This is a genomic window from Pseudoduganella dura, assembly GCF_009727155.1.
Taxonomy (GTDB): Bacteria; Pseudomonadota; Gammaproteobacteria; order Burkholderiales; family Burkholderiaceae_D; genus Rugamonas; species Rugamonas dura.
Window position 1 is genome coordinate 2880137 of record NZ_WNWM01000002.1, and the last position, 24691, is coordinate 2904827.

Here is a 24691-nt window from a genome sequence, read left to right on the forward strand (position 1 = left end):
GAAACCCGACGTGGCCACCGAACAACAGCATGATGCCCCAGCCGCCGATGCTGCAAATGCCGCAGACCTGTCGCCCGTGGGTGCGGCACGGCGCCGCTTTACCCGCGCCGGCGTTGCCGCTTCCGGCGTATTGCTCACGCTGCACAGCCAGCCGGGCATGGCTGTTGAAGTGTGCACCACGCCATCCGGCTCCCTGTCGGGGGGCCTGCAGAGCTTCCGCGGACCGCCGCCCACGTGTGCCGGCCGCTCGCCCGGCTACTGGAAAAACCACAGCTGGCCGCGCGGTTGCAACAAGAACGAGCCCTTCACGCGGATCTTCAGCTGCAACAGCCTGAACGCGAAAACCTATGGAACCACGTCCCAGAGCGCGATCCTGGATCCGAAACAGTGGGACAAGAACGGCATCGGCCGGCACCTGATGGCGTGCTACCTGAACGTGCAGGCCGGCCTGTCGACATTCCAGACGACGGCCATGCTGCAACGCATCTGGCTCGAATACCAGGCCAAGGGTTATTACGCGCCCACGGCGGGCGTGAAATGGGATGGCGGCAAGATCGTCGATTACCTGCAAGGCACCATGTACTGATGGCCTTGTCCTGGCGCCTCGTTCCCGGCCAGGCCCTGCTGCATCGCGGCTGGGACGGCGCCTTCGTGCTGTACAACGATTTGTCCGGCGATACGCACCTGTTGTCCGAAGACGCGATGACGTTGCTGCTGGCATTGCGCGATGGCGATGTCATGCCGGAAGAGCTGGCCGCACCGGAGTTGACGGAACTGCTTGCCACGCTGCGCCAGCTCGACCTGGTCGAACCGTGCTGATGCCATCCGATTGCCACCCGCCCGCCCCTGCCGAGCCCGCCATGATCACCGTTGCCAGCCTGACCCGTGCCCAGTTGGGCGAGCGCCTCGCCGGCCCCGGCATCCACTTGCGTACGGGCCGGTTCACCACGCTGCTGCGCTCGCCAATCGGCGGCGTTGCCGACGGCATCCACCTGTTGTATGGCGACTATCCGCTGCACGAAGGCTTTGCCGACTTCCATCTGGACCTGGTGCGTCCGGCCACGCTGCGGCGCTGGCTGCGCCCGCAGGTGTCGCTGTTGTACGACGGCCGCTCGATGTTCAAGCCGCTGCCGCTGGACCAGGCATTTCCCATGTTCGAGTGGGGATTGAACTGGTGCGTGTCGAGCCGGGCCAACCGCTACCTGATCGTGCACGCGGCCGTGGTTGAAAAAGGCGGCCGTGCCGCGATCCTGCCGGCCCCGCCGGGATCCGGCAAGAGCACGCTGTGCGCGGCGCTCGTCGGCCGCGGCGGCTGGCGCCTGCTGTCCGATGAACTGACATTGCTGCGGCTCGATGACGGCATGCTGCATCCGCTGCCCCGCCCGATCAGCCTGAAGAACGCTTCGATCGGCGTCATCCGCGACTACGTGCCGGGCAGCGTGATGAGCCGCGCCGTCACCGATACGGTCAAGGGCACGGTGGCGCACGTGCGCGCGCCGGCCGACAGCGTGGCGCGGGCAGTGGAAACCGCGCTGCCGGCCTGGGTCGTGTTTCCCCGCTTCGAAGCCGGTGCCGCCATCACGGCCGAGCCGATGCCGCGCGCCGAAACCTTCATGCAGCTGGCACAGAACTGCTTCAACTACAGCCTGCTCGGTGCCGAGGGCTTCACCGCGCTGGTCGGCCTCGTCGAGCGCAGCCAGGGCTATCGCTTCCGCTACGGCGTGCTGGACGAAGCGCTGGCGTTTTTCGACAGCCTGCCCGCCGTGTCATGAAGCACGATCGCCTCGCACCGCTGCTGGCCGGCGCATTGCGCGTGCCGGAAGAGCTGCCGGCGCTCGACGAGGCCGGCTGGGACCTGCTGCTGCGCCAGGCCGGCGCCGCCAACCTGCTGGCCACGCTGGCGTGCCTGCTGGAAGAGCGCGGCTTGCTGGACCGGATCGCGGGTCCGGCCCGCGAACAGCTCGACTGGGCCCGGGTGCTGGCGCGCCGTCATCGCCAGGGCGTGCTGTGGGAAGTGCGGCTGATCCGGCAGGCGCTCGCCGAGCCGGGCCTGCCGCTGATCCTGCTGAAGGGCGCGGCCTATACGGTGACCGGGCTGCCTTCGGCGCATGGCCGGCTGTACTCGGATATCGACGTGCTGGTGCCGGAAGAACGCCTGGGCGAGACGGAGGCGGCGCTGATGCTGGCCGGCTGGGCCGGCACCCACCACGATGCCTATGACCAGCGCTATTACCGCGAATGGATGCACGAGCTGCCGCCGATGCGCCACCTGCGACGCCTGTCGATGATCGATGTGCACCATGCGATCCTGCCCAAGACGGCCGCCATGCGGCCCGATCCGGCGCTGCTGCGCGCCGCGGCCGTGCCCGTGCCGGGCATGCCGGGACTCCACGTGCTGGCGCCGGTCGACATGGTGCTGCACAGTGCCGTTCACCTGTTCAGCGACGGCGAGTTCAACAATGCCTTGCGCGACCTGTTCGACATCCACCGGCTGCTGTGCCATTTCGGCAACGACCGCCGCTTCTGGGTTGAACTGTTGCCCCGCGCGCGCCGGCTCGAGCTCGAACGGCCGCTGTTCTATGCGCTGCGTTACGGCGCGATGTTCCTGGGCACGCCGGTACCGGAGGCGGTGCGCGCTGAAGTGGCCGGTCCTTCACCCGGGCTGCTGGTCCTGATGGACGGGCTGTTCCGCCGCGCCTTGCTGCCGGACCATGCGAGCTGCGGCGACCGCTTCAGCCCGCTCGCCAGGTTCCTGCTTTACCTGCGTGGCAACTGGCTGCGCATGCCGCCGCTGCTGCTTGCGCGGCACCTGTTTCACAAGGCCTTCCTGTCGCCGCGCAAATCCGGGCCAGAAGCCGCGTGACCCGGCGGCCACGGCCGCTAGAATGAAACCCTGCCCCTGTGGAGGACCGTGATGGCCGACGATCTGTTGAGCAAGATTCACCAGTTGTGCCGCGACATTCCGCCCGCCCACGACGACCTCGCCGCCCATGCCACGCTGGCTGCCACGCTGGTGGGCGCGGAGATCTGCTCGGTCATGCTGGTCAATGGCGATGGCGAGCATGCCCGCATGAGCATTGCCGCCAGCCACGGCCCACTGGCCCAGGATGCCGCCGCCACGCTCGTGGCGCGCGGCGAAGGCCTGGCCGGGCAGGTGCTGGCCAGCGGCGAGGCCCTGCTGGTCGACGATATCCTGAGCTCGCCATATGCCGCGCTGGCCCGCCGGCCCGGCGATCCCGGCCGCAGCCTGATGCTGGCGCCGATCAGGATCGAAGGCCGTGTGGTCGGCACGCTGACCGCCAGTTGCGGCAGCAGCAAAGGCTGCTTCTGCGAGCAGGACCTGGCATTGCTGGAAACCATGGCGCTGCTCGCCGGCAAGGCAGTACAGCTGCGACAACTGCGCGGCATCCTGGCCTCCCGCTTCACCCAGCTGGCCCTGTCCCGCGAGCTGGAGGGCAGCGCGGCCACCACCGCCTACCAGAAGCCCGACCAGGTGGCACGCCTGCTGGCCCGCTCGTTCTATCGCGAGATGGCGCGGGCCGGCTTCGACTCCAGCCAGATCGTGCAGGCGGCTTCCGAGATCATCACTCAGCTCAACAGCAGCCTGGCCCGGCACAACGCGCGCGAAGGCCGCAGGTAATGCCATGGCCCCCCTGTCCACCGGTCGTTCGCCTGTCCCTCACTGGCCCATACTCCTGCTCGCGCTGTCGCTCATGGCCGGCACGGCCGCCGCCGGCAACGATACTGCCGCACTGATCGCCGAGGCGGCGCGGTACGAACACGGCGAAGGCATGCCGCGCGATCCGGCCCAGGCCGCCGCGCTGTACTGCCAGGCGGCACGGCTGGGCGCGGCCGATGCGCAATACGCGCTGGGCTGGATGGCCGCCAACGGCCGTGGCATGCCGCGCGACGACGCCGTTGCATGGCGGCTGTTCTCGGCCGCGGCCGACCAGGGCCATGCGCAGGCTGCCAGGCTGGCGCAGGCGCTGCCACCCCGGCAGGATGTGCCGCTGCCCGCCTGCATGGCCCCCGACCTGCCGCTGCAGGTGGACCTCGACCCCGATCCCTGGGCCGGCCCTGCGCGGGCGGCCGATTACCCGCCTGCCAGCGCGCCGGTGCGCCGCATCGTCGAGCGGCTGGCGCCCGTGTACGAAGTCGATCCCGAACTGGCGATGGCGGTCATCGCGGTGGAATCGGGTTTCCGGGCCAATGCCGTGTCGCCGAAAAACGCCCAGGGCCTGATGCAGCTGATTCCCGCAACGGCGCAACGCTTCCGCGTGGCCGATCCGTTCGACCCGGAGTCGAACGTGCGCGGCGGCCTGGCCTACCTGCGCCAGCTGCTGGCGCTGTTCGATGGCGACGTGCGGCTGGTGGCCGCTGCCTACAATGCCGGCGAAGGCGCCGTGCTGCGCCATCGCGGCGTGCCGCCCTACCGCGAAACGCGCGATTACGTCACGCGCATCGCACGCTTGTACAGCCTGCCTGTCCACCGCTACTATCGGAGTTCGTCCAATGACCCCCTCTCGAAGCGATGAACGATTCTTCCCCGTCGGCACTGGCCGAATGGCGCGCCGTGCCGGGCGTGACGCAGGTGCTCGACCAGGCCGAAGCGGCAATTGTCTACGGTAATGATACCGGTGGCGCCAGCCGGCGGATTGCCGGAGCCCTGAAAATCGGGCACGGCAGCGCCCTTCCCGCGGTGCTGGCGATCGCCCGGCGCCATCGTTGCCACGTTTATCCGCTCAGCACCGGCAAGAACTGGGGTTACGGCAGCTCGCTGCCGGCAAGCGACGGTGCCGTCATCATCGATCTCTCCGGCATGCAGCGTTTCTGCGTCGACCCCGTGCTGGGCGTCGTCACGCTGGAACCGGGCGTCACGCAGGGCATGCTGGCACGCTTTCTCGACGAACACGACTACCCGTTCATGGTGCCGGTCACCGGTGCCGGCCCCGGCGTGAGCCTGCTGGGCAATGCGCTGGAGCGCGGCTACGGCATCACTCCGCATTCGGATCATTTCGGCGCGGTCACCGACCTGGAAGCCGTGCTGGCCGACGGCTCGATCTATCGCACGGCATTGTCGGAGGCGGGCGGCCATGAACTGGCCCAGCTGTTCAAGTGGGGCATCACGTCCTATACCGCCGGCCTGTTCACGCAGAGCGGCGCGGGCATCGTCACGCGGATGTCGATCGTGCTGGCGCGCCGCCCGGAAACCGTCAAGGTGTGCCTGTTCAACCTGCGCGATGACGCGCTGCTCGAACCCGCCGTGGAAAAAATCCGGGAAATCCTTGCCACGCTGCCCGGCACCGTCGGCGGCATCAATCTGATGAACCGTCACCGCGTGCTGGCGATGACGGCGCCGTACCCGGCTGCCGAAGTGGTCGACGGCACGATTCCCGATGCCGTCGTCGAGCGCCTCGGCCGCCAGTACCAGATCGCCCCCTGGACAGGTTTTGGCACGCTGTACGGCACACGCGGCATGGTGGCGGCGGCGCAGAAGGAGATCAAGGCCGCGCTGCGCGGGATCGCCAGCCGCCTGCTGTTCCTGAGCCCCTCCAATGCGCAATTGCTGGCACGGGCATCGACGATGGTGCCGGGGGCGTTGGGCAAGGGCATTGCCTCGACCAGCAACACGCTGGCCCATGCGCTGGAACTGGTCGGTGGCCGGCCCAACGAAACAGCGTTGCCGCTCGCCTATTGGCGCAACCCCGGCCCGCAGCCGAAGCAGGATCGCAATCCTGCCCGCGACGGCTGCGGCCTGCGCTGGTATGCCCCGCTCGTGCCGATGCGGGGCGCAGATGCGCGCGCCTATGTCGACATGGTGACCCGCACTACCCGGGCCCATGGCCTGGAACCGCTGCTGACATTCACGTCGATCAGCGACCGCCTGTTCGACAGCACGGTGCCGCTGCTGTTCGACCATAACATTCCCGGTGCCGCCGGCCGCACCCGTGAATGCTACGACGCACTGGTGCAGCAGGGCCGTGCGCTGGGCGTCTTTCCTTATCGCGTCGGCGTCGATGCGATGGAAGCGCTGGCGCAGCGGATGCCGGGCGCTGCGGCATTCAATGCCCGCCTCCGTACCGCGCTGGATCCGGATGACATCATCGCCCGGGGCCGTTATTGATGTGTCGGAAAACTTTACAGTACGCCATATTTTTCGAGCCCAACAGGAACGGCGCCGGCCAAGGATTGAGTGAAATCAAGTACTTAATGGATGACCCAGTCGGATGGCATGGTGTTTGCTTTTAGTTATGCGTGGTGGGAAGGTCCGCCCCTTAAAGCAGCACTAAATACCAAACTCAAGGAGTCTTCGATGAACATGCTTAAAAAAGTAGCGCTGGCGGCGGCCCTGACGGTGTCGACGATGTCGGCAGCCCTGGCGGATCCACAAACGATCGGCGGCGTCACCTGGGATCCGGATTACCCGCTGGACTTCTCGTCGTCGTCCGTGCAGATCCAGCAATTCATCCAGCCGGATGGCTCGTTGCGCGGCTTCGGCTTCGTGTCGACGATCAATGGTTACGGTCAGTCGGAATTTTGCTCGACAGGTTGCGAACTGACTTTCAAGTTCAGCGGTTACACCCCGATTGCCACTGCCGGCAATACCACGACCTACACCGGCGGTATCGTCCAGATCTTCCGTAACGACGGTCCATCGACGATCAACCCGAATGACCCGACCACGATGAACGACGGTAACACCGGGCTGGGCGAGCTTTGGCTGAGCCTGGCCGGTGCCACGTTCAACGGCGGCACGCTGCTGGGTACCATCAATGCCATCAACCCGCCTAACCTGAGCGGCCTGGGTCAGCTGGATGTGGTTGGCGGCCTGGCCGCAGCTGCCTTCGACACGAACCAGCAAGTCGGCGGTTCGGACCTGTCCTTCAGCACCAGCTTCACCCAGCCGTTCCCGGGCGAAGGCATCAGCCACGTTGCCGGCACCGGTAACTTCTTCGGCCAGTCGCTGCAAGTGGTCCCAGAACCAGGTTCGCTGGCACTGATGGGCCTGGGCCTGCTGGGCCTGGCGCAAATCCGCCGCCGCAAGCAGAAGTAATCTGGAGCTTTCTTCATGCCGCACTGCAACGTGCGGCACGGAAAAAAAAGACCTGGCATCCGCCAGGTCTTTTTTTTCCTACATCCTTCGAATGAATGTGGCCGAAGTGCAGTGGCTGGCCACGCGCGCCGGGCGGCGCGGCAAGTTTTCCGCAATCAGCACGGAAGACACGCCGCAACAACGACGCGGCCATGACCGCGTCGTTGCCGGCAATACAGCTCAGCCAATCTGCAGCAGGCGGCTTGCTATGCCGCGCTCTTCGCGCGGCGAAAAGAAATACGGGTACAACGAACGTTCACCGGCGGGGTGCGTGCTGGTGCCTCCCAGTTTCCGGATCTGCTCATTGACATAATCCATGCTGACATGCAGCAGGTAGGCCGGCGCATCGACTCGCGGATTGCTCCGCAATTCACCGATCTGGTTAAACCCCAGCATATTCATATAATATCGACGATGCCGTGGATTCACTTCGATGAATACATCGGTGCACTGGTGCAGATAATGCCCATAGATAAACAGGACATGAAACAGCGAAGCCAGCGCGCTTTTCGACTTGACGTGCGGCGCGAATGCCAGCTTGGTGATTTCACATACCTTGGAACCGCGGGCACGGAATTCCCCGATATAATCGGAAAACACCTCGTCAGCCAGAATGCCCATCTGTGAATCGATGCCCAGCGTGACGGTACCGATCACGTCCCCCTTGTCGGACGCAGCCAGGGTAATACGGTTGGGATTGTTATCGATCCGGTGCGTGCCTGCATAGCCGCGCCAGGCGTACATTTTATTGATGAGCATGCTCACGGAGGCACGCCCAGCCTCGGTATCGGCAACGCGGATGCCGAAATCGGATTGATTGATAGTCACATGCGTTATGTTTGCAGAGTTATCTTCTTCGACTGCGCAAATCAACGGCTCGCCGGAATCGTAATCATCCGGCGGGAATTGATCTGCGGTGTCGTCCTTGGTAGACTCTGAGGCCATAGCACACTCCCCTGTTGAGTGGCTCGACATTTACAACTGATAACGGAGCAATTTATCAGTCATGCCGTGCTTTTTCAACAACTATTTAGTTTATTATTTAATTATAAATATACAAATATTTTATTTTTAAATACGCTTGATACCCTGCCTGCTGTTATAACTGCTTCAACAGTGCTTTTGCTTCATCGGCTTCCCTGAAGCCCGGCCCGGATGCCAGCGCCTGTTCAAGCGCCTTGCGGGCCCCGGTCTTGTCGCCGGATTTGAACAGACCGACAGCCAGATGGTAATGCACCTGAGGGGCTTTAGGTGAAGTCGAGGCTGCTTTTTTCAGCAACTCGACGGCCCGCCCGTAATCGCCCCGTTCGACCAGCAGCCATCCGACGGTATCAAGCACCTCGGGACTGTCCCCGTTCAGCTTCAGGGCGCGCTCCGCCGTCGGCAGTGCGCGAGCATCTTTCTGCTGCTGATATACCCATGCCAGGTTGTTGAGCGCTACCCCGTTGTCCGGTGCCTGCTGCACGACTCCCTCCAGCAGTTTTGCTGCCTCTGGGTAACGTTTCGATGCCATATGGCCTTCGGCAAGGTACAGTGCCGTGATGACTTCCTGCGGATGCTTCCGGTTGAATTCGGCAACGCGCGCTTCCGCTTCCTGGATCTTGCCGGCATCACGCAGTGCTCTGCTCAGCTTGATCAACACGGGTCCGGCATTGGTCGCAGCAAAAGCCTGCTCATAGGGGCGAATCGCCGCTGTCGCATTTCTTTGTTGCATCAGGATGTCGCCTTCCAGCATGAAGCCGACCGCCGATGCGGAAAACTGTTTCTGTACCTGGCGCGCGATCGCCAGCGCCTGAGTAAGGTTGCCTTGGGTGATGGCCAGTTGCGCCTGCGCCAGGTATGTCTGGATATTGCCCGGTTCCAGGCTGGTGGCCTTGCTCAGGCTGGCAGCGGCACCGGTCGGGTTCTGGAGTGCCATCTGGGCGGCTGCCAGCCGGATCTGCGGGTTCGCTGCCTTGGGCGACACGCTGGCCAGCTTGCCGAATGTTTCCAGTGCCGCCGCGGCATCCTTGCTGGCCAACTGCGCCTGGCCAAGAACCTCCAGCAAGGCGGGATTGCCCGGGTTTGCCACCTGGTACTTGCCCAGCAATGCCTGCGCCTTGGCCGCCTCGCCGGTGGCGTTGTAATGGCTGCCCAGCCGCAGTGCCACGTCCAGGTCCTCAGGGTGGGCCGCATTGGCTTTTTCCAGCCATTGCGTAGCCGCCGGCTTATTGCCCAGTACGATCTCAAGCTGCGCCAGCGCCGTCAGGGCTTCGGCATTCTTGTCGTCCTTGGCGAGCAGCGCCTCGAGACGTTTGCGCGCCTCGGCAGGCTTCTTGTCCGTCAGGTCGAGTTGCACGAGGCCGGCGGCTGCCGGAAAATACGTCGCATTGACAGCGAGCGCGGCTTCGAACGCGGCACGCGCATTGGTGCGATCGCGCGCGGCGAGATAGGTATTGCCTTTCAGAACCTGCAGTTCCGCATTACCGGCATGCTTTGCTTCCATCGTGCGGATTGCTGCCAGTGCCTTGTCTGTCTCGCCGAGCTCGGCCAGCGCGCGCACCAGCACCGTGCCGGACTGCAGCGAGCCCGGCTCCAGTTCCATCGCCTTTTGCAGCTCGACGATGCCGGCGGCACGGTCGCCCTGCGCCAGCTTGACCATGCCAAGCGAGGTGTGCGAGGCGGCGCGCCCCGGCTCCGCCTTGACGGCCTGCGCCAGGTAATCGCCTGCCTTGCCAAAATCGCGCGCGAGCATTGCCGCCTCGCCGGCCAGCTGCAGCACGGCCACATCCGGCGTGCCGCTCTTCAGCGCCGGTGCCAGCACGGCCTGGGCTTCGCGGGCCTGGCCGGATTTCAGCAGCGTGCTGACGAGCGCCTTGCGGGCCTGCAGGCTGTCGGGATTCCATTCGACATATTTGCGCAGATCGTTCTCGGCCTGCTCCAGCAAGCCCAGGTTCAATGCAACGATGCCCGACAGCAGCACGCCCGGCTTGTAGTTCGGTGCCGCCTGGTTCACCTTCAGCAGGTTGGCTTGCGCTTCCTTCAGCTTGCCACGCGAAAAATCCAGCAATGCCTGGTGATAGGCGACCAGGAAGTTGCCAGGGGTACTTTTGCGCGCCGCCTCGATGTCGGCCTGTGCCGCATCAAGTTTCTTGGCCGCGATATTGATGGCCGCCTGCTCCAGGTGCGCCGTGCGATGGCTCGGCTTGACCTTCAGTACCTGGCCATAGGCCGCCATCGCTTCCTCGCGCTTGCCGGTGACGCGCAGCAGGTCTCCCTTCAACTGCCAGGCATCGACATTGGCGGCATCCTTGGCAATTGCCTCGTTGACCAGGCGCAGGCCCCCTTCCCAATCCTGCTGCAGCGCCGCCAGCCGCGCCAGCCCGGTCAGCGCATCGCCGAAGCCGGGTTGTTGCGCCAGCGCGGCGTCGAATTCCCGTTTTGACTCGTCGGACTTGCCCAGCCCGAGAAGCGCGTGGCCGCGCAGTGTCAAGATGGCGGCATTGCGCTGGCTCTTGTCGGTTTCATCCAGGGCTTCCTGGAACTTGCCCTGCAGTGTCAGCGACTTGCCGAGCACTGGCAGCACCTGGTCGACCGGGTATTTCAGCGCCAGTGCACGGCGTGCCTCTTTTTCTGCGCTCAGCGGATCGTCCATGTCCAGCGCCAGCGAGGCGAGCATGAAGCGCGCCTGTGCATCGTCCGGGCTTTTCTCCAGCGCGTTTTTCAGCTGGATCACCGCGGCCTTGTTGTCACCCTTTTGCTGGTACTGCCGGGCCTGCGCTTTCAGCGAGTCGGCGCTCTCGGAGCTGCATGCGCCCAGCACGGAAACCGCTACCAGTGCCGCGGCTGCGGCCTTTGTCAAATGAAGGGACATGATGCACCTGCAAAAAGTTAATAATCGAATAATGACACGTGGAGGATAGCCAATCAATAGGCTCTGGCCGCCGATTGACGAAAGCCGCAGCAATCAACCACACCTGGTTCATTGCGCTTCATGCGGCGCGGTCGAGCCGGCGCAGCACACGCAGATGCGGCAGCCACAGCAAGGCGCGCAAGGCGCGCAACCGGAACCCCGCGCTGCGATCGAGCACCGGCCGCCCGTACCGGCGGCGCATGAAGTCTTCGACGCCCAGCAGCGCGGCCCGCGCCTGCTCGGGAAAGCCCCGGTAGTACAGCCGGTTGACGTCATATAACGCCCGGTCCAGCAGCTTCAGCCCGATGCGGCGGCGATGCGCCGGCGGCGTGCTGCCATGCCAGAAAATCAGGTAGTTGCGCGCCATCAGGTAAAAGTAGTACGGCGGACGATCGGTTTCACGCCGCGGCATCGCATGCAGCACGCGCGCGCCATAGGCCACTGCGCTGTGCCAGCCATGAGCTGCCAGCCTGGCGCACAGCTCGTCGTCTTCGTAGTAGGCGAACATCCGCTCGTCGAGCTTGCCGGCGACGCGCAGTGCCTGCGTGCGCAGCAGCATCGCCGTGCCGGGCACCCACTGGTGGGCGCGGCGCTGGCCGGCAGTGGCGCGGGCATCGTCGATGGTGCGGGCGCGCTGCGTGTCGAGGCTGGCCCAGTCGTGGAAATTGCCGCAAAAATACACTTTCTCCGGCTGATCGAGAATTGCCAGCACGGGCGACGCCGCACCGCAGCGGTCGTCCGCCGCCATCAGTGACAGCAATTGTGCCAGCACATCGTCGCTACCCATCACCGCGTCGCTGTTGACGAGCCAGATGAACGCGTAGCCTTCTTCCAGCGCACGGGTGACGGCCAGGTTGTGGCCGCCTGCGAAACCGTGGTTGACGGCTTCGCGGCGCAGCGTCACCGGCAGGCCGGCCAGTCCCTGCGCCAGGGCATCGGCATCGGCCGGCTTCGATCCATTGTCGACGACCAGGATGTCGGCCGTGACACCGGCCGGCAATTGCTGGCGCAGCAGATCGCCCACGCAGCCGAGCGTTTGCGCCGCGCCGTTCCAGTTCAGGATGCTGACGAGAATCCGGCTCACGCGCTGCGCTCCCGCCGCAGCACCAGCCCGACCGCGAGCGGCACGAAATACAGCACGCTGCGCACGTCGATCCGCATCTGCTTCCACATCACTTCCAGGAACGGCTTGCGGTGCGCCACGCGATGCAGCACGTCCGCCACGAAGCTGCGCCGCAGCGCCAGCACCGCTTCGCGGTTTTCCTTCACCTGCCGCTCGGTGAGCGGATACAGCCGGGCGATCGCCTTCTTGTACTTCATTTCGTAGTGCAGGCGGATCAGCGACTTTTCCGTGCCCCAGCCGGAGCCGGCAAACACGTTGACACCATCGCCGCACACCACCGCCTGCGCGGACGAGAAGGCGATGCGGTCGGTCATGCGCGACAGGTCGAGCCAGAACAGGTAATCCTCGCCAGCGTAGACGAATTCGGTGCGGAAGCGCAGCGTGCGGAACGAGCGGAACCGGTATACCACGGTCGGCGTGCCGATCACGTTGCCGCCCAGGATCTGGGATTGCATGTCGGCCTGGTACACGTGCAGGTGGCGCTCGCCCGGCAGCAGCAGGTGGCGGGGCGGCTCGATGCGGCCAGCACGCTGGAATGCGCTGACGGCCTGGTTCAGCTGGTAGAAATCCGTGAAATAGAAGTCGTAGCCTGCGCCCAGCGCGCGCAGCGCATCGGCCAGGTGGAATGGCTGCCAGGTGTCGTCCGAATCGAGAAAGGCGACCAGCTCGGTATCGTCCGTCACGTGGTCCAGGCCCGTGTTGCGTGCCGCCGCCGGGCCGCCGTTTTTTTGCTGCACGATGCGCACCCTGGCGCGGTCCGCTTCCGGCAACTGCGCCAGTTCCTCCCGTGCCGGCACCGGCGACTCGTCATCGATGACGATCACGTCCAGCTGTGCATCGGTGGTTTGTGCCGCCACCGAGCGCAGCGCGCGGGCCAGGATGCCGGGCCGGCGCTGGAAATAGGGAATGACGACCGCGATTTTCACTGCGCTGCCCCTTTGCATGCGGCACCATGGCTGGCGCCGGGCGTTTTTTTCTCGTGCATGGTGCTCCTTGGGTAAATGTCAGCCGGTACGCCGGACCACGTGCCACAGGTCACGCAGGAAAGGGACCGGGTCCGACCAGGTGAACAGGTAATAGCGCGTGGACGGGCGCAGGAAATCGCGCAGGTAGCCGGCGAGCTCGCCGGCGCGCGAGAAGGTCAGCTTGCGGTCCGCCACCGCGCCGGGCTGGAACAGCAGCCGTGCCAGCCGCTTCGTTTCCGGGATCATGAAGCGGCAACGCAGGCCGGCCCGGTAGCCGGGCTGCGGCTGCGCCTTGCCGGTGCCCAGCAGGCTGTAGGCAAGCCATGGAAAATCGGCGCCGGCATGACAGGCAAGCGGCAGGCTGCCCCAGAAGCGGCCGTTGATCTCCATCAGCGCCGCTTCATCGCGCTCCGGATCGTAGCGGTACTCGACCATCGCGATACCTTCCCATTCGAGCGAGCGCAGCAAGGCCAGCGAGCGTTCGCGCAATGCCGCGTGGTGTTCCAGCGATACCGATTCGCACAGGGTGGACACGCCGCCTTCGGGCGGCCATTCGTGCAGCCGGCGGTGCTGGAACTCGCAATGCACTTGCCCGTCGTGCATCAGGAAGAACTGGCCGAGCCCGTAACCGGCACAGTATTCCTGGATCATCGGATAGCGGCCGACAGGCGCGAATTGCCGCAGGTATTCCAGCAACTCCTGCGCATCGTGGCAGTAGCGTGTCTTGTCCAGCGCGAGGCCGGCGCGGCGCAGCAGGATGCCCGCCTGGTTCGGCTCGGACCATTTCAGTACCACCGGGTAGCGCAGCGTGGGCGCGGCTTCCTCGGCGTCGGCCATCGTGGCCGGCTGCACGGTGCGGGGCACCGGCACGCCGGCTGTCGCGGCGGCGGCGTAGGTCTTCTGCTTGTCGAGCACCGTGTCCATCCGGCGCGCATCCGGGAACATCAGCCGGTAGGCGGACAACCTGTCGCGATGCTGGTTGAGCAGCGCGATGTCGCCCTCCGAGATCGCGAACAGGCATGCGGTGCCGAGCCGCTGACCCAGCGCCTCGAGCTGGTCGAGCGTGCCGGGCGCCCCTTCCGCGCGCAGCATCCCTTCGCACAGGTGGCGCGACGACAGGCCCGGCGCGGCGACGCTGCGGGCGATGCCGTACACGGGCACGCCGCGCCGTCCCAGGCTGCGCACGATGGCCAGCCCGATCGGCGTGTCGATGCCGAGTACCACGGCGGGGATCGGACCGTTCGCGGACACCGTTGCCGCCATCGTTGCTGTCATGGTTCCGGTCATCTTGTGCCCCATGGCGCGAGCCGGCGCAGGCCATGCAGCGACTGCAGGCGCGCCAGCAGCCATGCGCGCAGCAGGTGGCGGCGCCCTTCGGTGAGCGAACCGGCCAGCCACACGGCGACCAGGATGGCGCCCAGCACCTCGATGAAATACAGCGGGCCGCGCGGGTCGCCGCTGATGGCGGCGCCGAAGAACAGCAACAGCGGCTGGTGCATCAGGTACAGCGAGAACGTGTAGCCAGCCAGCCAGCGGATCGGCCGTTCCAGCGGCAGCAGCACGCGGCCCAGCACGGGCGCGATGGCGCGTGCGCCGGCGAAATTGGCGGCCACGATCAGGCCCAGCAGGTAATCGGTCAGCGCGAAACGGGAGAATGTCAGCTGGTGGTGCAGCGCTTCACCGACCAGGGTGCGCATCCACGCGCTGCCCAGGTCCGTCAGCCGGTAATGCTGGAACAGGCCGAAGGCCACCAGCGAGCCGGCGAACAGCGCCAGTCCGGTATTGAACGATGTGCGCTGCAGCAGTTGCCAGCGGTGCAGCACCACGCCCATCGCCCAAACCGGTGCCAGCAGCAGGATCTTCGGGCCCACCACCAGCGCGCAGGCGGCCAGCAGCAGCAGGCGCGTGCGCCCTGCCGTGAACACGCAGACGGCGAACATGATGTAGTACCACATCTCGTAGCACAGCGACCAGTACGGCGTGTTCGAGAACGACATGATCGAGATCGTCCACACCTCGTTCAGCCATGCCAGGCTGGTGACGATGCGCAGCGGTGCCAGGCCGTGCGTGGTCCAGCCTTCGTAGATGTCCGGCCGCAGCGCGGCGCCGGCGAGATCGAGCAATGGCGTCAGCAGCACCACCGGGATCGCCAGCGAATAAAAGCGCGACAGGCGGCTGGCCCAGTATTCGGCCGGCGTGTTTTCACGCTTCGCATGGATATAGGAGATCACGTAGCCGGACAGCACGAAGAACACCATCACCGCCGCATGCCCGTGATCGGACAGCGGCAGGATGGCGGTGCTGAGCCAGCGCATGTTCATGTGGTAGAACACGACCATCAGCGCGGCCAGGAAGCGCACCGCGTCCAGGTAAAGCGAGAATTCGCGGCTCATCGCTGCCCCCTCTTCTGCGCCGTGGCGGCGCGCGCATTCGGAACGTCTTTCGCCAGCCGGCCCACGGCCTGGCGGACGCGGGTAAAGCAGGTGTCGAAATACGCGTCGGAAAGCGTGAACGGATCGTGCAGGTGCGGCGACGGCGGCGAACACCAGTTGCCGAGCAGCGCGACCTGTACATCGGAGCGGCCACCCAGCCGGCGCGCGAGCTCGTGCGCCTGGCGCACTTCCATCACCAGCAGCAGGTCGCCCGGCTGCACGGTGAAATCCTTCCAGTCGCGCGCACGATGCGCTTGCATCGGCATCCGTTGCCGTGCCGCCGCGGCCAGCGCCGGCTCGGGCGAGCCGACGCCGGTGGTGGTCGACAGGCCGAGCGACGCGGTGTTCAACCCTTCGGCGCGCGCCACCTGTTCGGCATACGCGCTGCGGCAGATGTTGCCCAGGCAGACGAACACCACGCGGCGCACCGCCTGGGGATCGTGCAGCGCGAACGGCCGCAGCCGGCCCGCGATCCGTTCGGCGTGCGCCAGCAGCAGCCGCACCAGCCCGCGCCACGTGCCGAAGCGCGCGTTCAGGCGATCGCGCAGGGGCGCCATCATGCCGGCACTCCCTGCCGCGCCAGCGCCCAGCTGCCGTAGCGGTCATTGACCGCCTGTTCGGCAAGCCGGCGGATGCTGTGCCAGCCGCTGCCGTGCAACAGCACATTGCGTTCGTCCGGCACGGCCTGCAGCGCCGCCTGCATCGCATCGCCCGCTTCGCCCATGCCGGTGGGCAGGAAGCGGTCGCGGTTGCCGTCGAGGTAGCCGCACAGGCGCGCCAGCCGGTCCTGGTGCAGCGCATTGGCGCGCGCGGTGCGCATGTGGTCGTCGCGTCGCTGCACATATTCGAACGGGTGGGTCAGCAACACCACCAGCGGCACCTGCTGTTCATGGGCACGTTCCAGCAGCAGGCGCGTCTCGGCGAAGCTGGTGCCGGCGATCGTCAGCGTTTTCAGGTGACGGCGGCCGCCGAGCTGCCAGTCCTGGAAAGTCAGCACGGGCATCTCCAGCACGCCATGGCGGTGGTGCGCGCCGCTGTAGAGCTGGTAGCGGGGATCGCGGCTGTCGAACACCGCCAGGCCCACGCAGGAGCTGTAGGGGATGCCGCAGCGCGCCAGCGCGGCGAACAGCGCATCGTCGTGCTGCATGTTCCCGGGCCGGAACACGGTCGGCGCCGGCACGCCCCAGCCGGCAAATGCCTGCTGGCCCTGCCGCAGCAGCCGCACCGTGTCATCCTCGGCCCGGCCGAAGAACTCGTCCTGGAGCGGTTCTCGCGCGACCCGCTCGCGCCAGTCATCGTGCTCGAACACGGCCCAGCAGGGGTGTGTGTGCAGTTGCACTTCATGGCCCTGCCCGACGATGCGACGGACGATGGCGCCCATCGGATCCTGGTCCTGGAAATAATAGCGGTGGGCCGCCTCGACGAAAAACGTGGCCGGAATGCGGTGGCGCTCGAACTGCTCGAGCAGGAAGCCCAGGCCGTGCGAGCGGCCGCCCGTCTCGCACCAGACCATGGGTTCGGCGACGGGCTGCCTGTCGGCGCTGGTGAACGCGCCGCCGATGGAAAACTCGGTGTCGATCGAAATACAGACCCGAGTGCGCATGTCATGCCCCGCTGCGCTGGCGGAACCACTGTTCCAGCATCATCAACACCCAGACCATGGTGCCGTGGTAGCCGGCATGTTCACGCAAGTGCGTGCCGGTGAGCTGGTCGATGAACGCGGCGCGCACGATGCCGCGCTTTTTCAGGTCCGTCAGGCTGTCGGACGCCAGGTCCTGCAGCGCCTTGTGCTCCTGCAGCCAGACGCCGAACGGCAGCCCGAAGCCATGCTTTTGCTTCGTGATGATCTCTTGCGGCAGGAAGCCTTTCAGCGCTTCCTTGAAGAACCAGCGCAGCTGGGTGCCGTTCAGCTTCTGCTGCGGCGTGAGGCCGGCGGAGAATGCCACCATCGCGTCATCGAGGAACGGGAATGCCGCCTCGACGCCGGCCAGCTCGCAGGCCTTCATCACCTTCGGCAGGTCGTTGTCGGCCAGCGTGATCTTCAGGTCGAGCGCGAGCATCCGGTTGATCAGGCTCTTCGCCTCGCTCGCGCCATAGGTTTGCGCCAGCCCGGCCAGCGGCTGGTTCGTGTCGGCGCCGGCCAGGAACTCGTCGGTGAACACCTCCCGCGCACCGTAGCGGCCCAGCAGGTTGTAGGTTTCCAGCCGCGCCGGCATCGCCACGGATGCCTGCTCGATATAGCTGCGCGCCTTGCGCAGCAGCGTCACCTGATCGCCGCCGGGGAAATTGAAAATGGCCGGCTCCAGCAGCGCCTTGCGGAACAGCCACGGCACCTGCTCGTAGCGCGCGAACACATGCTGCTTCGCATAGCGCTCGTTGCCGCCGAAGAGTTCGTCGCCGCCATCGCCGCCCAGCATGCGCGTCACGCCATCCTTGCGCGCCATCTGCGCGCAGTAGAACGCCGGCACCGCCGACGCATTGCCGAACGGCTGGTCGCAGACAGCGGCCACGTTGGGAATCGCCGCCACCACATCGTCCGGCGTCACGTAGTATTCGTGGTGTTTCGTGCCGAAATGGCGCGAGGCGATGCGCGCATACTCCATCTCGTCGTAGCCCTGCGCGGCGAAACCGATCGAGTACGTTTCGGCCGGCACGCCGCCGACCTCGCACAGCATGCCGGCGATCGTCGAGCTGTCGGTGCCGCCGCTGAGGAACGCGCCCACCCTGGCCCCTGCCGATGCCTCGCGCACGCCGTTCCTGAGCTGGGCGAGGAATTCGGCCTTCAGGTCCTCGAACGAACGCCTGCCGTCTTCCTGGAACGTCATGCGCCAGTAGGGGCGGGTCTCGACGCGGCCCTGGCGATAATGCAGGTAATGGCCGGGCAACAGCCGCTGCTGGTCCTTGTACACGGTGCCCGGCGCCGGCACCATGTGGAAGTACACGTAGTTGTAGATTCCCTGCGGGTCGATGTCGGCACCCGCCAGCGGATGACGGATCAGCGCATCGGCCGACGAGGCGAACAGCAGCGCTTCGCCGGCCAGCCGCCATGTGAGCGGGTGCACGCCCAGGCGGTCGATCGCGAGGATCGCCTCCCCGGCGTGCTCGTCGAGAATGCACAGCGCGAATGCACCTTGCAACAGCGCGCACAGTTTTTCCGGGCCCAGGTGACGATGCGCCGCCAGCACCGCCGCGACGCCGCGCGTGGCGGCCTGTTCGGCCAGCGCGGCATCGCGCAGCACCGGGTGGCCCCACAGCGCGATCAGCAGGCCTTCCTGCCGGTGCACGTCGCCGGCACCGGCTACCGCGGCCGCCGAACGGCTGCCTTCGGCCTGGTGCACGGCACTGCCGTCGAACCGCGCCAGCGGCGCGGCCATCCTGCCGATCAGCTCACGGTCTTGCGCGCCGTGGCCGATCCATCCACAAATACCGCTCATCGTGCACCCCTAGTATGTTCAGTTCAGACCAGTACTTCCGGCGCGGCCGGATGGCTGAGGAAGCCGGCCGGGCTGGCCGACACGCCGTAGGCGCCCGACTGCAGCACCGCGACCAGGTCGCCCGGCTGCGCGCGCGCCAGGTCCATCCCGTCGGCGAGCACATCGAGCGGCGTGCACAACGGGCCGACGACCGATGCCTTTTCGCGCTCGCCGCCCTGCACCCGATTGCCGATCACCACCGGATAATTCTTGCGGATCACCTGGCCGAAATTGCCGGAGGCGGACAGGTGATGATGCAGGCCGCCATCGGTCACCAGGTACACGCTGCCGCGCGATTCCTTGCGGTCGACGATGCGGCAGACATACACGCCGGCCTCGCCGACCAGGTAGCGCCCCAGCTCGATGACCACCTGGGCGCCTTGCAGCCGCGGCCGCACATCTTCCATCACCGCGTGCAGGTTGGTGCCCACGGCGGCCAGGTCCAGCCGCTCTTCGCCGGGGAAATACGGGATGCCGAAGCCGCCGCCGATGTTCAGGATGCGCGGCGCACGCGGCGCATCCTGCGCCAGCCGCAGCGCCAGCGCGAACGTTTTTTCATGCGCCTCGTGCAGCGCCGCGGCCTTCAGGTTCTGCGAGCCGGAGAAAATATGGAATCCGTGGAAATCGAGCCCCAGTTCGCCGATGCGGCGCAGCAGCGCGGGCACCCGCTCGGCATCGACGCCGAACTGCTTCGGCCCCCCGCCCATCTTCATGCCGGACGACTTCAGTTCGAAGTCGGGATTGACGCGTACGTTGACGCGCGGCGTGATGCCCAGCCGGTCGCCGATGCGCGCCGCCCGCTCCGTTTCGCCTTCCGATTCCAGGTTCAGCACGATGCCGGCGGCGATCGCGCAGGCCAGGTCCACGTCGCTCTTGCCGGGGCCGGCGAAGCTGATGTGCAGCGGGTTCATCGGCGTATCGAGCGCCACGCGCAGCTCGCCGCCCGAGGCCACGTCGATGCCGTCCACCAGCGCCGCCATATGCTGCACCACCGCGGGCATCGGATTGGCCTTCATCGCGTAATGCAGGTGCACGTCGGCCGGCAGGTGCCGGCGCAGCTCGGCCACGCGCGCCGTCAGCGCGCCGCGGTCGTAGGCATAGAACGGTGTCTGGCCGACACGCTGCGCCAGCCGGGTCAGCGGCACGCCGCCGACCTGCAGGCAGTCGTCGACGACGGGGAACTGCAGCAGCGGCGCGTGCTGCGGGCGCGGCGCCGTCATTGCGGTTCTCCGAACACATTTTCATACTGCGTGGACAGCAGCTTGCGGTCGATCTTGCCGTTCGGGTTGCGCGGCAGCGCGCCCTCGGCGATGACGAATTTTTGCGGCAGCATGTAGGCCGGCAGGTGCGGACGGCAGGCGGCCTGCAGGTCGCCCGCCGACAGCGCGGCGCCGTCGCGCGGGTAGGCGATGACGACGATCGCCTGCCCCAGCGCCGGATGCCGGACGCCGATCGCGGCCGCCTCGGCCACGTGTTCACGGGCATACACCACTTCCTCGACCTCGGTCGGGCTGACGCGGTAGCCGGACGTCTTGATCATTTCGTCGTTGCGGCTGATGAAATACAGGAAGCCGTCCTCGTCGCGACGCACCGTGTCGCCGGACCACACGGCAAGTTCCGTCAGCGGCAGGCCGTAATGGCGCGGCGCCACCGGCTTGAAGCGCTCGGCGGTCTTGCCCGGGTCGTTCCAGTAGCCGAGCGAGACGAGCGCGCCGCGGTGCACCAGTTCGCCCGGCTCGTGCGGCGCGCATTCGCTGCCATCGGGCCGCAGCACCACCACTTCGGCATTCGGAATCGCCTTGCCCATCGAATCGGGGCGGCGCTCCAGTTCTTCCGGCGGCAGATAGGTGGAGCGGAATGCTTCGGTCAGGCCGTACATCAGGAACGGCCGCGCGTTCGGCAGCGCCCGGCGCAGCGCATCGAGCGTGGGGCGCTGCATCGCGCCGCCGGAATTGGTGAGGTAGCGCAGCGTGCAATCCTGCGGCCACGGCAGCGGCGCCAGCTGGATCCACAGCGGCGGCACCGCCGCCAGGCCCGTGATGCGCTCGGCGACGACGGCATTGAGCACGTCGCGCGGCAGCAGGTGGTTGATCAGCACGGCCGTGGCGCCCGCATGGAACGCCGTTGTCAGCTGCGAGAGACCGTAGTCGAACGAGAGCGGCAACACCGCCAGGAGTCGGTCCTGCGGCGTATTTTCCAGGTAGCTGGCCACGCTCTGCGCGCCCGCCACCATGTTCCGGTGCGACAGCACCACGCCTTTCGGCTTGCCGGTGCTGCCGGACGTGTACAGGATCGCGGCCATGTCGCCGTCGATCGCGCGGTGCGGCGCCCGCGTTTCGCCGGCAGCGCGGGCAATCGCGCCATCCCACGACAGCACTTCGACGTCATGCGCGGCGGACAGCGCCGCGATTTGCGCATCGTCGCCGCCCACGGCCACGACTAGGCGCAGGTCTCGGCACGCCGGCAGCACGCCGGCCAGCAGTTTCAGGCGGTCGATCGTGGTGACCAGCACGCGCACGTTGCAGTCGGCCAGGATATAGGCGACCTGCTCGGGCTTGAGCAGCGGGTTGACGGGCACGAACACGCCGCCGGCCGCCGCCGCGCCGAACATCGCGCCCACGTTTTCGACGTTTTTTTCCATGTAGACGGCCACGCGCTCGCCCCGTTCGAGGCCGGAGGCCAGCAGGGCGGCGGCGGTGCGGCGCACCAGGTCGGCAAGAGCGCCGTAATGCAGGCGGCGGCTACCATGGACGAGGGCTTCGGCGCCGGGTGTCCGGTCGGCCGAGCGGAAGATGAAATCGTGGATCAGGTCGCTCATATCATGTCCTGCATCATGTCCTGCAAAGGGGGCTGGTCCGCAGGGAGTCGCTTTGTAACCGTGTGGAAACCTAGGCGGAATATTAACATTTTACAATCACCCGCTAGTTGTTTTTTGCCAAGGTCCTGGCGAAAATTTCCTCTTGCATTATTCCAAATACAACAATTAACGTGAATTTTTAGCAATCTTTTGATGTATGATGTGGAACGCCGTAAGTTTTATCCTGGAAATTGGCTGCAAGCGAGACGACCATGGGAAAAATCAGCATTTCAGATGTGAAGCCGGCCGCAGCGCAGGCCGAGCCGCTCGCTCCCGCAGCGCCTCTCTCCCCGGACTACCCGCGCTCCCGCCTGCCCGTGGCGCCGGCGCTGTCGCTGGCGTCCTTCATGCGCATGGGCGGCCCGCAGGCGCCATCGATCCTCGATGCCGGTGAAGTGCGTTTCGTCACCAGCGGCCGGGTGGCCATCGCACTGGCGCTGAAGCAAATGGGCGTCGGGCCCGGCGACACCGTCCTTGTGCCTTCGTACCATTGCGCATCGATGATCGAACCGGTCGTGTGGGCCGGCGCCACGCCGCTGTTCTACCGCATCAATCCGGATACCACGGTCGACCTCGACGATCTGGCACGCAAGGCCGCCGGCGCGGCCAACCTGAAAACGCTGATGGCGACCAACTACTACGGCTTTCACCAGCCGCTGCCGGCACTGCGCGCGTTCTGCGATGCGCGCGGCATCCAGCTGCTGGAAGATTGCGCCCACTCGTTCCTGGGCCGGCACGCCGGCCGGCCGCTGGGCTCGTGGGGCGACTATGCGATCGCCAGCAGCATGAAGTTTTTCCCCGTGTACGAAGGCGGCTGCCTGGTGTCGTCGCGCCACCGGCTCGACGGCGTGCGCTTGCAATCGGCGGGCACCGGCTTCGAAGCCAAGGTGTTGCTGAACTCCGTGGAAAACGGCTTTGCCTACGGCCGGCTGCCGTTGCTGCGCGCGCTGATGGCACTGCCGATGGCCGCCAAGACTGCGCTGTGGGGTGTGATCAAGGCCCGCCGCCACGGCCAGGGGCCGGCGCTGGCGCCGGGCTCTTCCGACGGCGGCTTCGGTTTCGACCCGGCCTGGCTGACCAAGCGCTCGTCGCTGTATTCGCGGCTGATGCTGCGGCTGGTGTCGCACCGCCGGATGGGCGAACTGCGCCGCCGCAATTACCGTCGCCTGTATGACGCGCTGTCGGCACTGCCCGGCTGCCGCCCGCTGTTCGCCACGCTGCCGGACGGCGTCTACCCCTGGGTATTCCCGTTGCTGTGCGACGAACCGCAAGCCCTGTTCCGCCAGTTGAAGGGTGCCGGCGTGCCGGTGATCCGCTTCGGCGAATACCTGTGGCCGGGCGTGGACGCCACGGTATGCGAGAACAGCGTCAACCTGTCGCGCCGCGTGCTGCAATTTCCCTGCCACCAGGAGCTGCGCGATGATGAAATCGAATGGATGATCGGCCAGGTGCGCGGCGCGATCCCGGGAGGCACGCGATGAAATGGCATTTATACCCGGCCGGTACATTTGGCGACCATGCCCAGGCATGGCGCCTGCTGAATGCGGCCACTACCCGCTCGCCGCTTCTGGAGCCGGAATTCGTGCAGCCGCTGCTGGCCGAATTCGGCGATCCGCGCGGCCAGCTCGCCGTCTGCACGGCCGGCGGCGAGATCGTCGCGATGGGCGTCCTGGTGCCGCGCGGCCACGGGGCTTGGCAGGCGCTGCAGCCGTCGCAGGCGCCGATCGGCCTGTGGCTGCACCGTTCCGGCATCCTGCTCGACGACCTGCTGCCGGCGCTGGCGCGCAAGCTGCCGGGCCTGGCGCTGATGGTCGGCCTGACGCAGCGCGACCCGCAGCTCGAACCGCGCCCGGCCGACAGCGCCACGACCAGTACGATGGACTATATCCGCACCGCCTACGTGCCGATCGCCGGCACGTTCGACGACTACTGGAATGCACGCGGCAAGAATTTGCGGAGCAACCTGAAAAAGCAGCGTTCGCGGCTGCAGAAGGACGGCATCGCCACCCGCATGCAGATCGACCGCCTGCCGGAGCAGATGGCGGCGGCGGTGGCCGACTACGGCCGGCTGGAAAGCGCCGGCTGGAAGGCGCAGCTGGGCACGGCGATCCATCCGGACAATGATCAGGGCCGCTTCTACACGGCGATGCTGGAAGGCTTCGCGCGGCGCGGCCAGGCGGCCGTGTACCGCTACTGGTTCGAGGAACCGGGACTCGCCCCGCGGCTGGTGGCGATGGACCTGTGCATCGAAGGCGACGGCGCCCTGATCGTGTTGAAAACCACGTATGACGAGTCGGTGCCGGCCAGCCTGTCGCCGACATTGTTGATGAGAGAGGAATGCTGCCAGCGGCTGTTTGAGCAAAAGCAGTACGCGCGGCTGGAGTTCTACGGCAAAGTGATGGAATGGCATACGCGCTGGACCGACGAAATCCGGACCATGTACCATGTCAACCATTACCGCTGGCCGGTACTTCGCCAGCTGCATGCCGCCGCCGGCGAACGTAACGCCCTGGTGCAACGGTTGCGCGGCAAGTTTGCCGCTCCCGTTCCTGCGCCGGTCGCCGCGCGGCAGCAAACCTCAACCACGGAGTAAACATGTATCTCGACGAAGTAAAGCAGATTGTCATCGACGTCCTCGCCCTCGGCCCCGCCGGCCGCTCGCTGGACGAGCATTCCGCCCTGCTGGGCAGCATCCCGGAACTCGATTCGATGGCGGTGGTGCAGCTGATCGGCGCGCTGGAAGAGCAGTTCGGCTTTGCCGTCGACGACGACGAGATCAGCGCCGAAACCTTTGCCACGCTGGGCAGCCTGACCGCCTTCGTGAAGCACAAACTGACCGCCTGAGTGCACGCCTGA

The 24691-nt window shown here is 66.3% G+C and carries 22 protein-coding genes; 11 read left to right on the top strand and 11 right to left on the bottom strand.

Annotation, left to right across the window (positions count from 1 at the left end):
• The first annotated feature begins 10 nt into the window (after positions 1-10).
• The 8 genes from GJV26_RS12590 (at position 11) to GJV26_RS30220 (ending at position 7054) form a co-directional block, all read left to right on the top strand.
• Positions 11-586, top strand: a complete 576-nt coding sequence (locus tag GJV26_RS12590) for a hypothetical protein (protein WP_155709108.1) — start codon at positions 11-13, stop codon at positions 584-586.
• Entirely contained in the window at positions 586-819 is a 234-nt protein-coding gene (locus GJV26_RS12595; protein ID WP_155709109.1) for an HPr-rel-A system PqqD family peptide chaperone, read from the top strand. The genes GJV26_RS12590 and GJV26_RS12595 overlap by 1 nt, the downstream gene beginning before the upstream one ends.
• A gap of 41 nt (positions 820-860) precedes the next feature.
• Positions 861-1772, top strand: coding sequence for an HprK-related kinase A (locus GJV26_RS12600; RefSeq protein ID WP_155709110.1), 912 nt, complete (start codon positions 861-863; stop codon positions 1770-1772).
• A complete protein-coding gene (locus GJV26_RS12605) occupies positions 1769-2863 on the top strand; it encodes a nucleotidyltransferase domain-containing protein (RefSeq protein WP_155709111.1) in 1095 nt (364 codons plus the stop codon). Before GJV26_RS12600 ends, GJV26_RS12605 begins: the two co-directional genes overlap by 4 nt.
• Before the next feature lie 51 nt (positions 2864-2914).
• Complete coding sequence (locus GJV26_RS12610; protein ID WP_155709112.1) at positions 2915-3640, top strand: GAF domain-containing protein; 726 nt, start codon at positions 2915-2917, stop codon at positions 3638-3640.
• A gap of 4 nt (positions 3641-3644) precedes the next feature.
• The gene (locus GJV26_RS12615) at positions 3645-4535 is read left to right on the top strand and encodes a transglycosylase SLT domain-containing protein (RefSeq protein ID WP_155709113.1); all 891 of its coding nucleotides are present in this window, start codon (positions 3645-3647) and stop codon (positions 4533-4535) included.
• Positions 4532-6124, top strand: coding sequence for an FAD-binding oxidoreductase (locus GJV26_RS12620; protein WP_155709114.1), 1593 nt, complete (start codon positions 4532-4534; stop codon positions 6122-6124). The genes GJV26_RS12615 and GJV26_RS12620 overlap by 4 nt, the downstream gene beginning before the upstream one ends.
• Before the next feature lie 90 nt (positions 6125-6214).
• Positions 6215-7054 (top strand): PEP-CTERM sorting domain-containing protein, encoded by an 840-nt coding sequence (locus tag GJV26_RS30220; RefSeq protein WP_229419274.1) that lies wholly within the window; start codon positions 6215-6217, stop codon positions 7052-7054.
• Positions 7055-7273: 219 nt separating this feature from the next.
• Here the strand turns inward: GJV26_RS30220 and GJV26_RS12630 are convergent, their stop codons facing one another.
• The 11 genes from GJV26_RS12630 to GJV26_RS12680 form a co-directional block, all read right to left on the bottom strand.
• The gene (locus tag GJV26_RS12630; protein ID WP_229419275.1) at positions 7274-8038 is read right to left on the bottom strand and encodes an N-acyl amino acid synthase FeeM domain-containing protein; all 765 of its coding nucleotides are present in this window, start codon (positions 8036-8038) and stop codon (positions 7274-7276) included.
• Positions 8039-8192: 154 nt separating this feature from the next.
• Positions 8193-10946 (bottom strand): XrtA/PEP-CTERM system TPR-repeat protein PrsT, encoded by a 2754-nt coding sequence (gene prsT, locus GJV26_RS12635; protein WP_155709115.1) that lies wholly within the window; start codon positions 10944-10946, stop codon positions 8193-8195.
• A 118-nt stretch (positions 10947-11064) separates the two neighbouring features.
• Positions 11065-12069: a glycosyltransferase family 2 protein gene (locus GJV26_RS12640; RefSeq protein WP_173346196.1), complete on the bottom strand. Its 1005-nt coding sequence runs from the start codon at positions 12067-12069 to the stop codon at positions 11065-11067.
• Positions 12066-13034: a glycosyltransferase family 2 protein gene (locus tag GJV26_RS12645; protein WP_173346197.1), complete on the bottom strand. Its 969-nt coding sequence runs from the start codon at positions 13032-13034 to the stop codon at positions 12066-12068. Before GJV26_RS12645 ends, GJV26_RS12640 begins: the two co-directional genes overlap by 4 nt.
• A gap of 78 nt (positions 13035-13112) precedes the next feature.
• Positions 13113-14348 carry a carboxylate--amine ligase gene (locus GJV26_RS12650; RefSeq protein WP_155709118.1) on the bottom strand — a complete coding sequence of 412 codons (1236 nt, stop codon included), beginning with the start codon at positions 14346-14348 and terminating at the stop codon, positions 13113-13115.
• A gap of 8 nt (positions 14349-14356) precedes the next feature.
• A complete protein-coding gene (locus GJV26_RS12655) occupies positions 14357-15466 on the bottom strand; it encodes an acyltransferase family protein (RefSeq protein WP_155709119.1) in 1110 nt (369 codons plus the stop codon).
• Positions 15463-16065: an arsenate reductase/protein-tyrosine-phosphatase family protein gene (locus GJV26_RS12660; protein ID WP_216643130.1), complete on the bottom strand. Its 603-nt coding sequence runs from the start codon at positions 16063-16065 to the stop codon at positions 15463-15465. The genes GJV26_RS12655 and GJV26_RS12660 overlap by 4 nt, the downstream gene beginning before the upstream one ends.
• A complete protein-coding gene (locus GJV26_RS12665; protein WP_155709120.1) occupies positions 16062-17108 on the bottom strand; it encodes a polysaccharide deacetylase family protein in 1047 nt (348 codons plus the stop codon). Before GJV26_RS12665 ends, GJV26_RS12660 begins: the two co-directional genes overlap by 4 nt.
• Before the next feature lies 1 nt (position 17109).
• Entirely contained in the window at positions 17110-18939 is a 1830-nt protein-coding gene (locus GJV26_RS12670; RefSeq protein ID WP_155709121.1) for an asparagine synthetase B family protein, read from the bottom strand.
• A gap of 23 nt (positions 18940-18962) precedes the next feature.
• On the bottom strand, positions 18963-20198 hold the full coding sequence (locus GJV26_RS12675) for a pyridoxal-dependent decarboxylase, exosortase A system-associated (RefSeq protein ID WP_155709122.1): 1236 nt from the start codon (positions 20196-20198) through the stop codon (positions 18963-18965).
• Positions 20195-21796: an acyl-CoA ligase (AMP-forming), exosortase A system-associated gene (locus GJV26_RS12680; RefSeq protein ID WP_155709123.1), complete on the bottom strand. Its 1602-nt coding sequence runs from the start codon at positions 21794-21796 to the stop codon at positions 20195-20197. Before GJV26_RS12680 ends, GJV26_RS12675 begins: the two co-directional genes overlap by 4 nt.
• 251 nt (positions 21797-22047) lie before the next feature.
• Between GJV26_RS12680 and GJV26_RS12685 the strand changes: the two genes are divergently transcribed.
• Genes GJV26_RS12685 through GJV26_RS12695 form a run of 3 tightly spaced genes read left to right on the top strand, consistent with a single transcriptional unit; the run spans position 22048 to position 24679 of the window.
• Complete coding sequence (locus GJV26_RS12685) at positions 22048-23316, top strand: aminotransferase class I/II-fold pyridoxal phosphate-dependent enzyme (protein ID WP_229419276.1); 1269 nt, start codon at positions 22048-22050, stop codon at positions 23314-23316.
• Positions 23313-24428 (top strand): GNAT family N-acetyltransferase, encoded by a 1116-nt coding sequence (locus tag GJV26_RS12690; RefSeq protein ID WP_155709124.1) that lies wholly within the window; start codon positions 23313-23315, stop codon positions 24426-24428. The genes GJV26_RS12685 and GJV26_RS12690 overlap by 4 nt, the downstream gene beginning before the upstream one ends.
• A 2-nt stretch (positions 24429-24430) precedes the next feature.
• Positions 24431-24679, top strand: coding sequence for an acyl carrier protein (locus GJV26_RS12695; protein WP_130186740.1), 249 nt, complete (start codon positions 24431-24433; stop codon positions 24677-24679).
• The last annotated feature ends 12 nt before the right edge of the window (positions 24680-24691 follow it).

What these genes read in the sequence shown, in the direction of transcription:
- GJV26_RS12595 (WP_155709109.1), top strand. Translation starts at nt 586, where the DNA reads ATGGCCTTGTCCTGGCGCCTCGTTCCCGGCCAGGCCCTGCTGCATCGC.
- GJV26_RS12600 (WP_155709110.1), top strand. Translation starts at nt 861, where the DNA reads ATGATCACCGTTGCCAGCCTGACCCGTGCCCAGTTGGGCGAGCGCCTC.
- GJV26_RS12605 (WP_155709111.1), top strand. Translation starts at nt 1,769, where the DNA reads ATGAAGCACGATCGCCTCGCACCGCTGCTGGCCGGCGCATTGCGCGTG.
- GJV26_RS12610 (WP_155709112.1), top strand. Translation starts at nt 2,915, where the DNA reads ATGGCCGACGATCTGTTGAGCAAGATTCACCAGTTGTGCCGCGACATT.
- GJV26_RS12615 (WP_155709113.1), top strand. Translation starts at nt 3,645, where the DNA reads ATGGCCCCCCTGTCCACCGGTCGTTCGCCTGTCCCTCACTGGCCCATA.
- GJV26_RS12620 (WP_155709114.1), top strand. Translation starts at nt 4,532, where the DNA reads ATGAACGATTCTTCCCCGTCGGCACTGGCCGAATGGCGCGCCGTGCCG.
- GJV26_RS30220 (WP_229419274.1), top strand. Translation starts at nt 6,215, where the DNA reads ATGACCCAGTCGGATGGCATGGTGTTTGCTTTTAGTTATGCGTGGTGG.
- GJV26_RS12630 (WP_229419275.1), bottom strand. Translation starts at nt 8,038, where the DNA reads ATGGCCTCAGAGTCTACCAAGGACGACACCGCAGATCAATTCCCGCCG.
- prsT (WP_155709115.1), bottom strand. Translation starts at nt 10,946, where the DNA reads ATGTCCCTTCATTTGACAAAGGCCGCAGCCGCGGCACTGGTAGCGGTT.
- GJV26_RS12650 (WP_155709118.1), bottom strand. Translation starts at nt 14,348, where the DNA reads ATGACAGCAACGATGGCGGCAACGGTGTCCGCGAACGGTCCGATCCCC.
- GJV26_RS12655 (WP_155709119.1), bottom strand. Translation starts at nt 15,466, where the DNA reads ATGAGCCGCGAATTCTCGCTTTACCTGGACGCGGTGCGCTTCCTGGCC.
- GJV26_RS12660 (WP_216643130.1), bottom strand. Translation starts at nt 16,065, where the DNA reads ATGATGGCGCCCCTGCGCGATCGCCTGAACGCGCGCTTCGGCACGTGG.
- GJV26_RS12665 (WP_155709120.1), bottom strand. Translation starts at nt 17,108, where the DNA reads ATGCGCACTCGGGTCTGTATTTCGATCGACACCGAGTTTTCCATCGGC.
- GJV26_RS12670 (WP_155709121.1), bottom strand. Translation starts at nt 18,939, where the DNA reads ATGAGCGGTATTTGTGGATGGATCGGCCACGGCGCGCAAGACCGTGAG.
- GJV26_RS12675 (WP_155709122.1), bottom strand. Translation starts at nt 20,198, where the DNA reads ATGACGGCGCCGCGCCCGCAGCACGCGCCGCTGCTGCAGTTCCCCGTC.
- GJV26_RS12680 (WP_155709123.1), bottom strand. Translation starts at nt 21,796, where the DNA reads ATGAGCGACCTGATCCACGATTTCATCTTCCGCTCGGCCGACCGGACA.
- GJV26_RS12685 (WP_229419276.1), top strand. Translation starts at nt 22,048, where the DNA reads ATGGGAAAAATCAGCATTTCAGATGTGAAGCCGGCCGCAGCGCAGGCC.
- GJV26_RS12690 (WP_155709124.1), top strand. Translation starts at nt 23,313, where the DNA reads ATGAAATGGCATTTATACCCGGCCGGTACATTTGGCGACCATGCCCAG.
- GJV26_RS12695 (WP_130186740.1), top strand. Translation starts at nt 24,431, where the DNA reads ATGTATCTCGACGAAGTAAAGCAGATTGTCATCGACGTCCTCGCCCTC.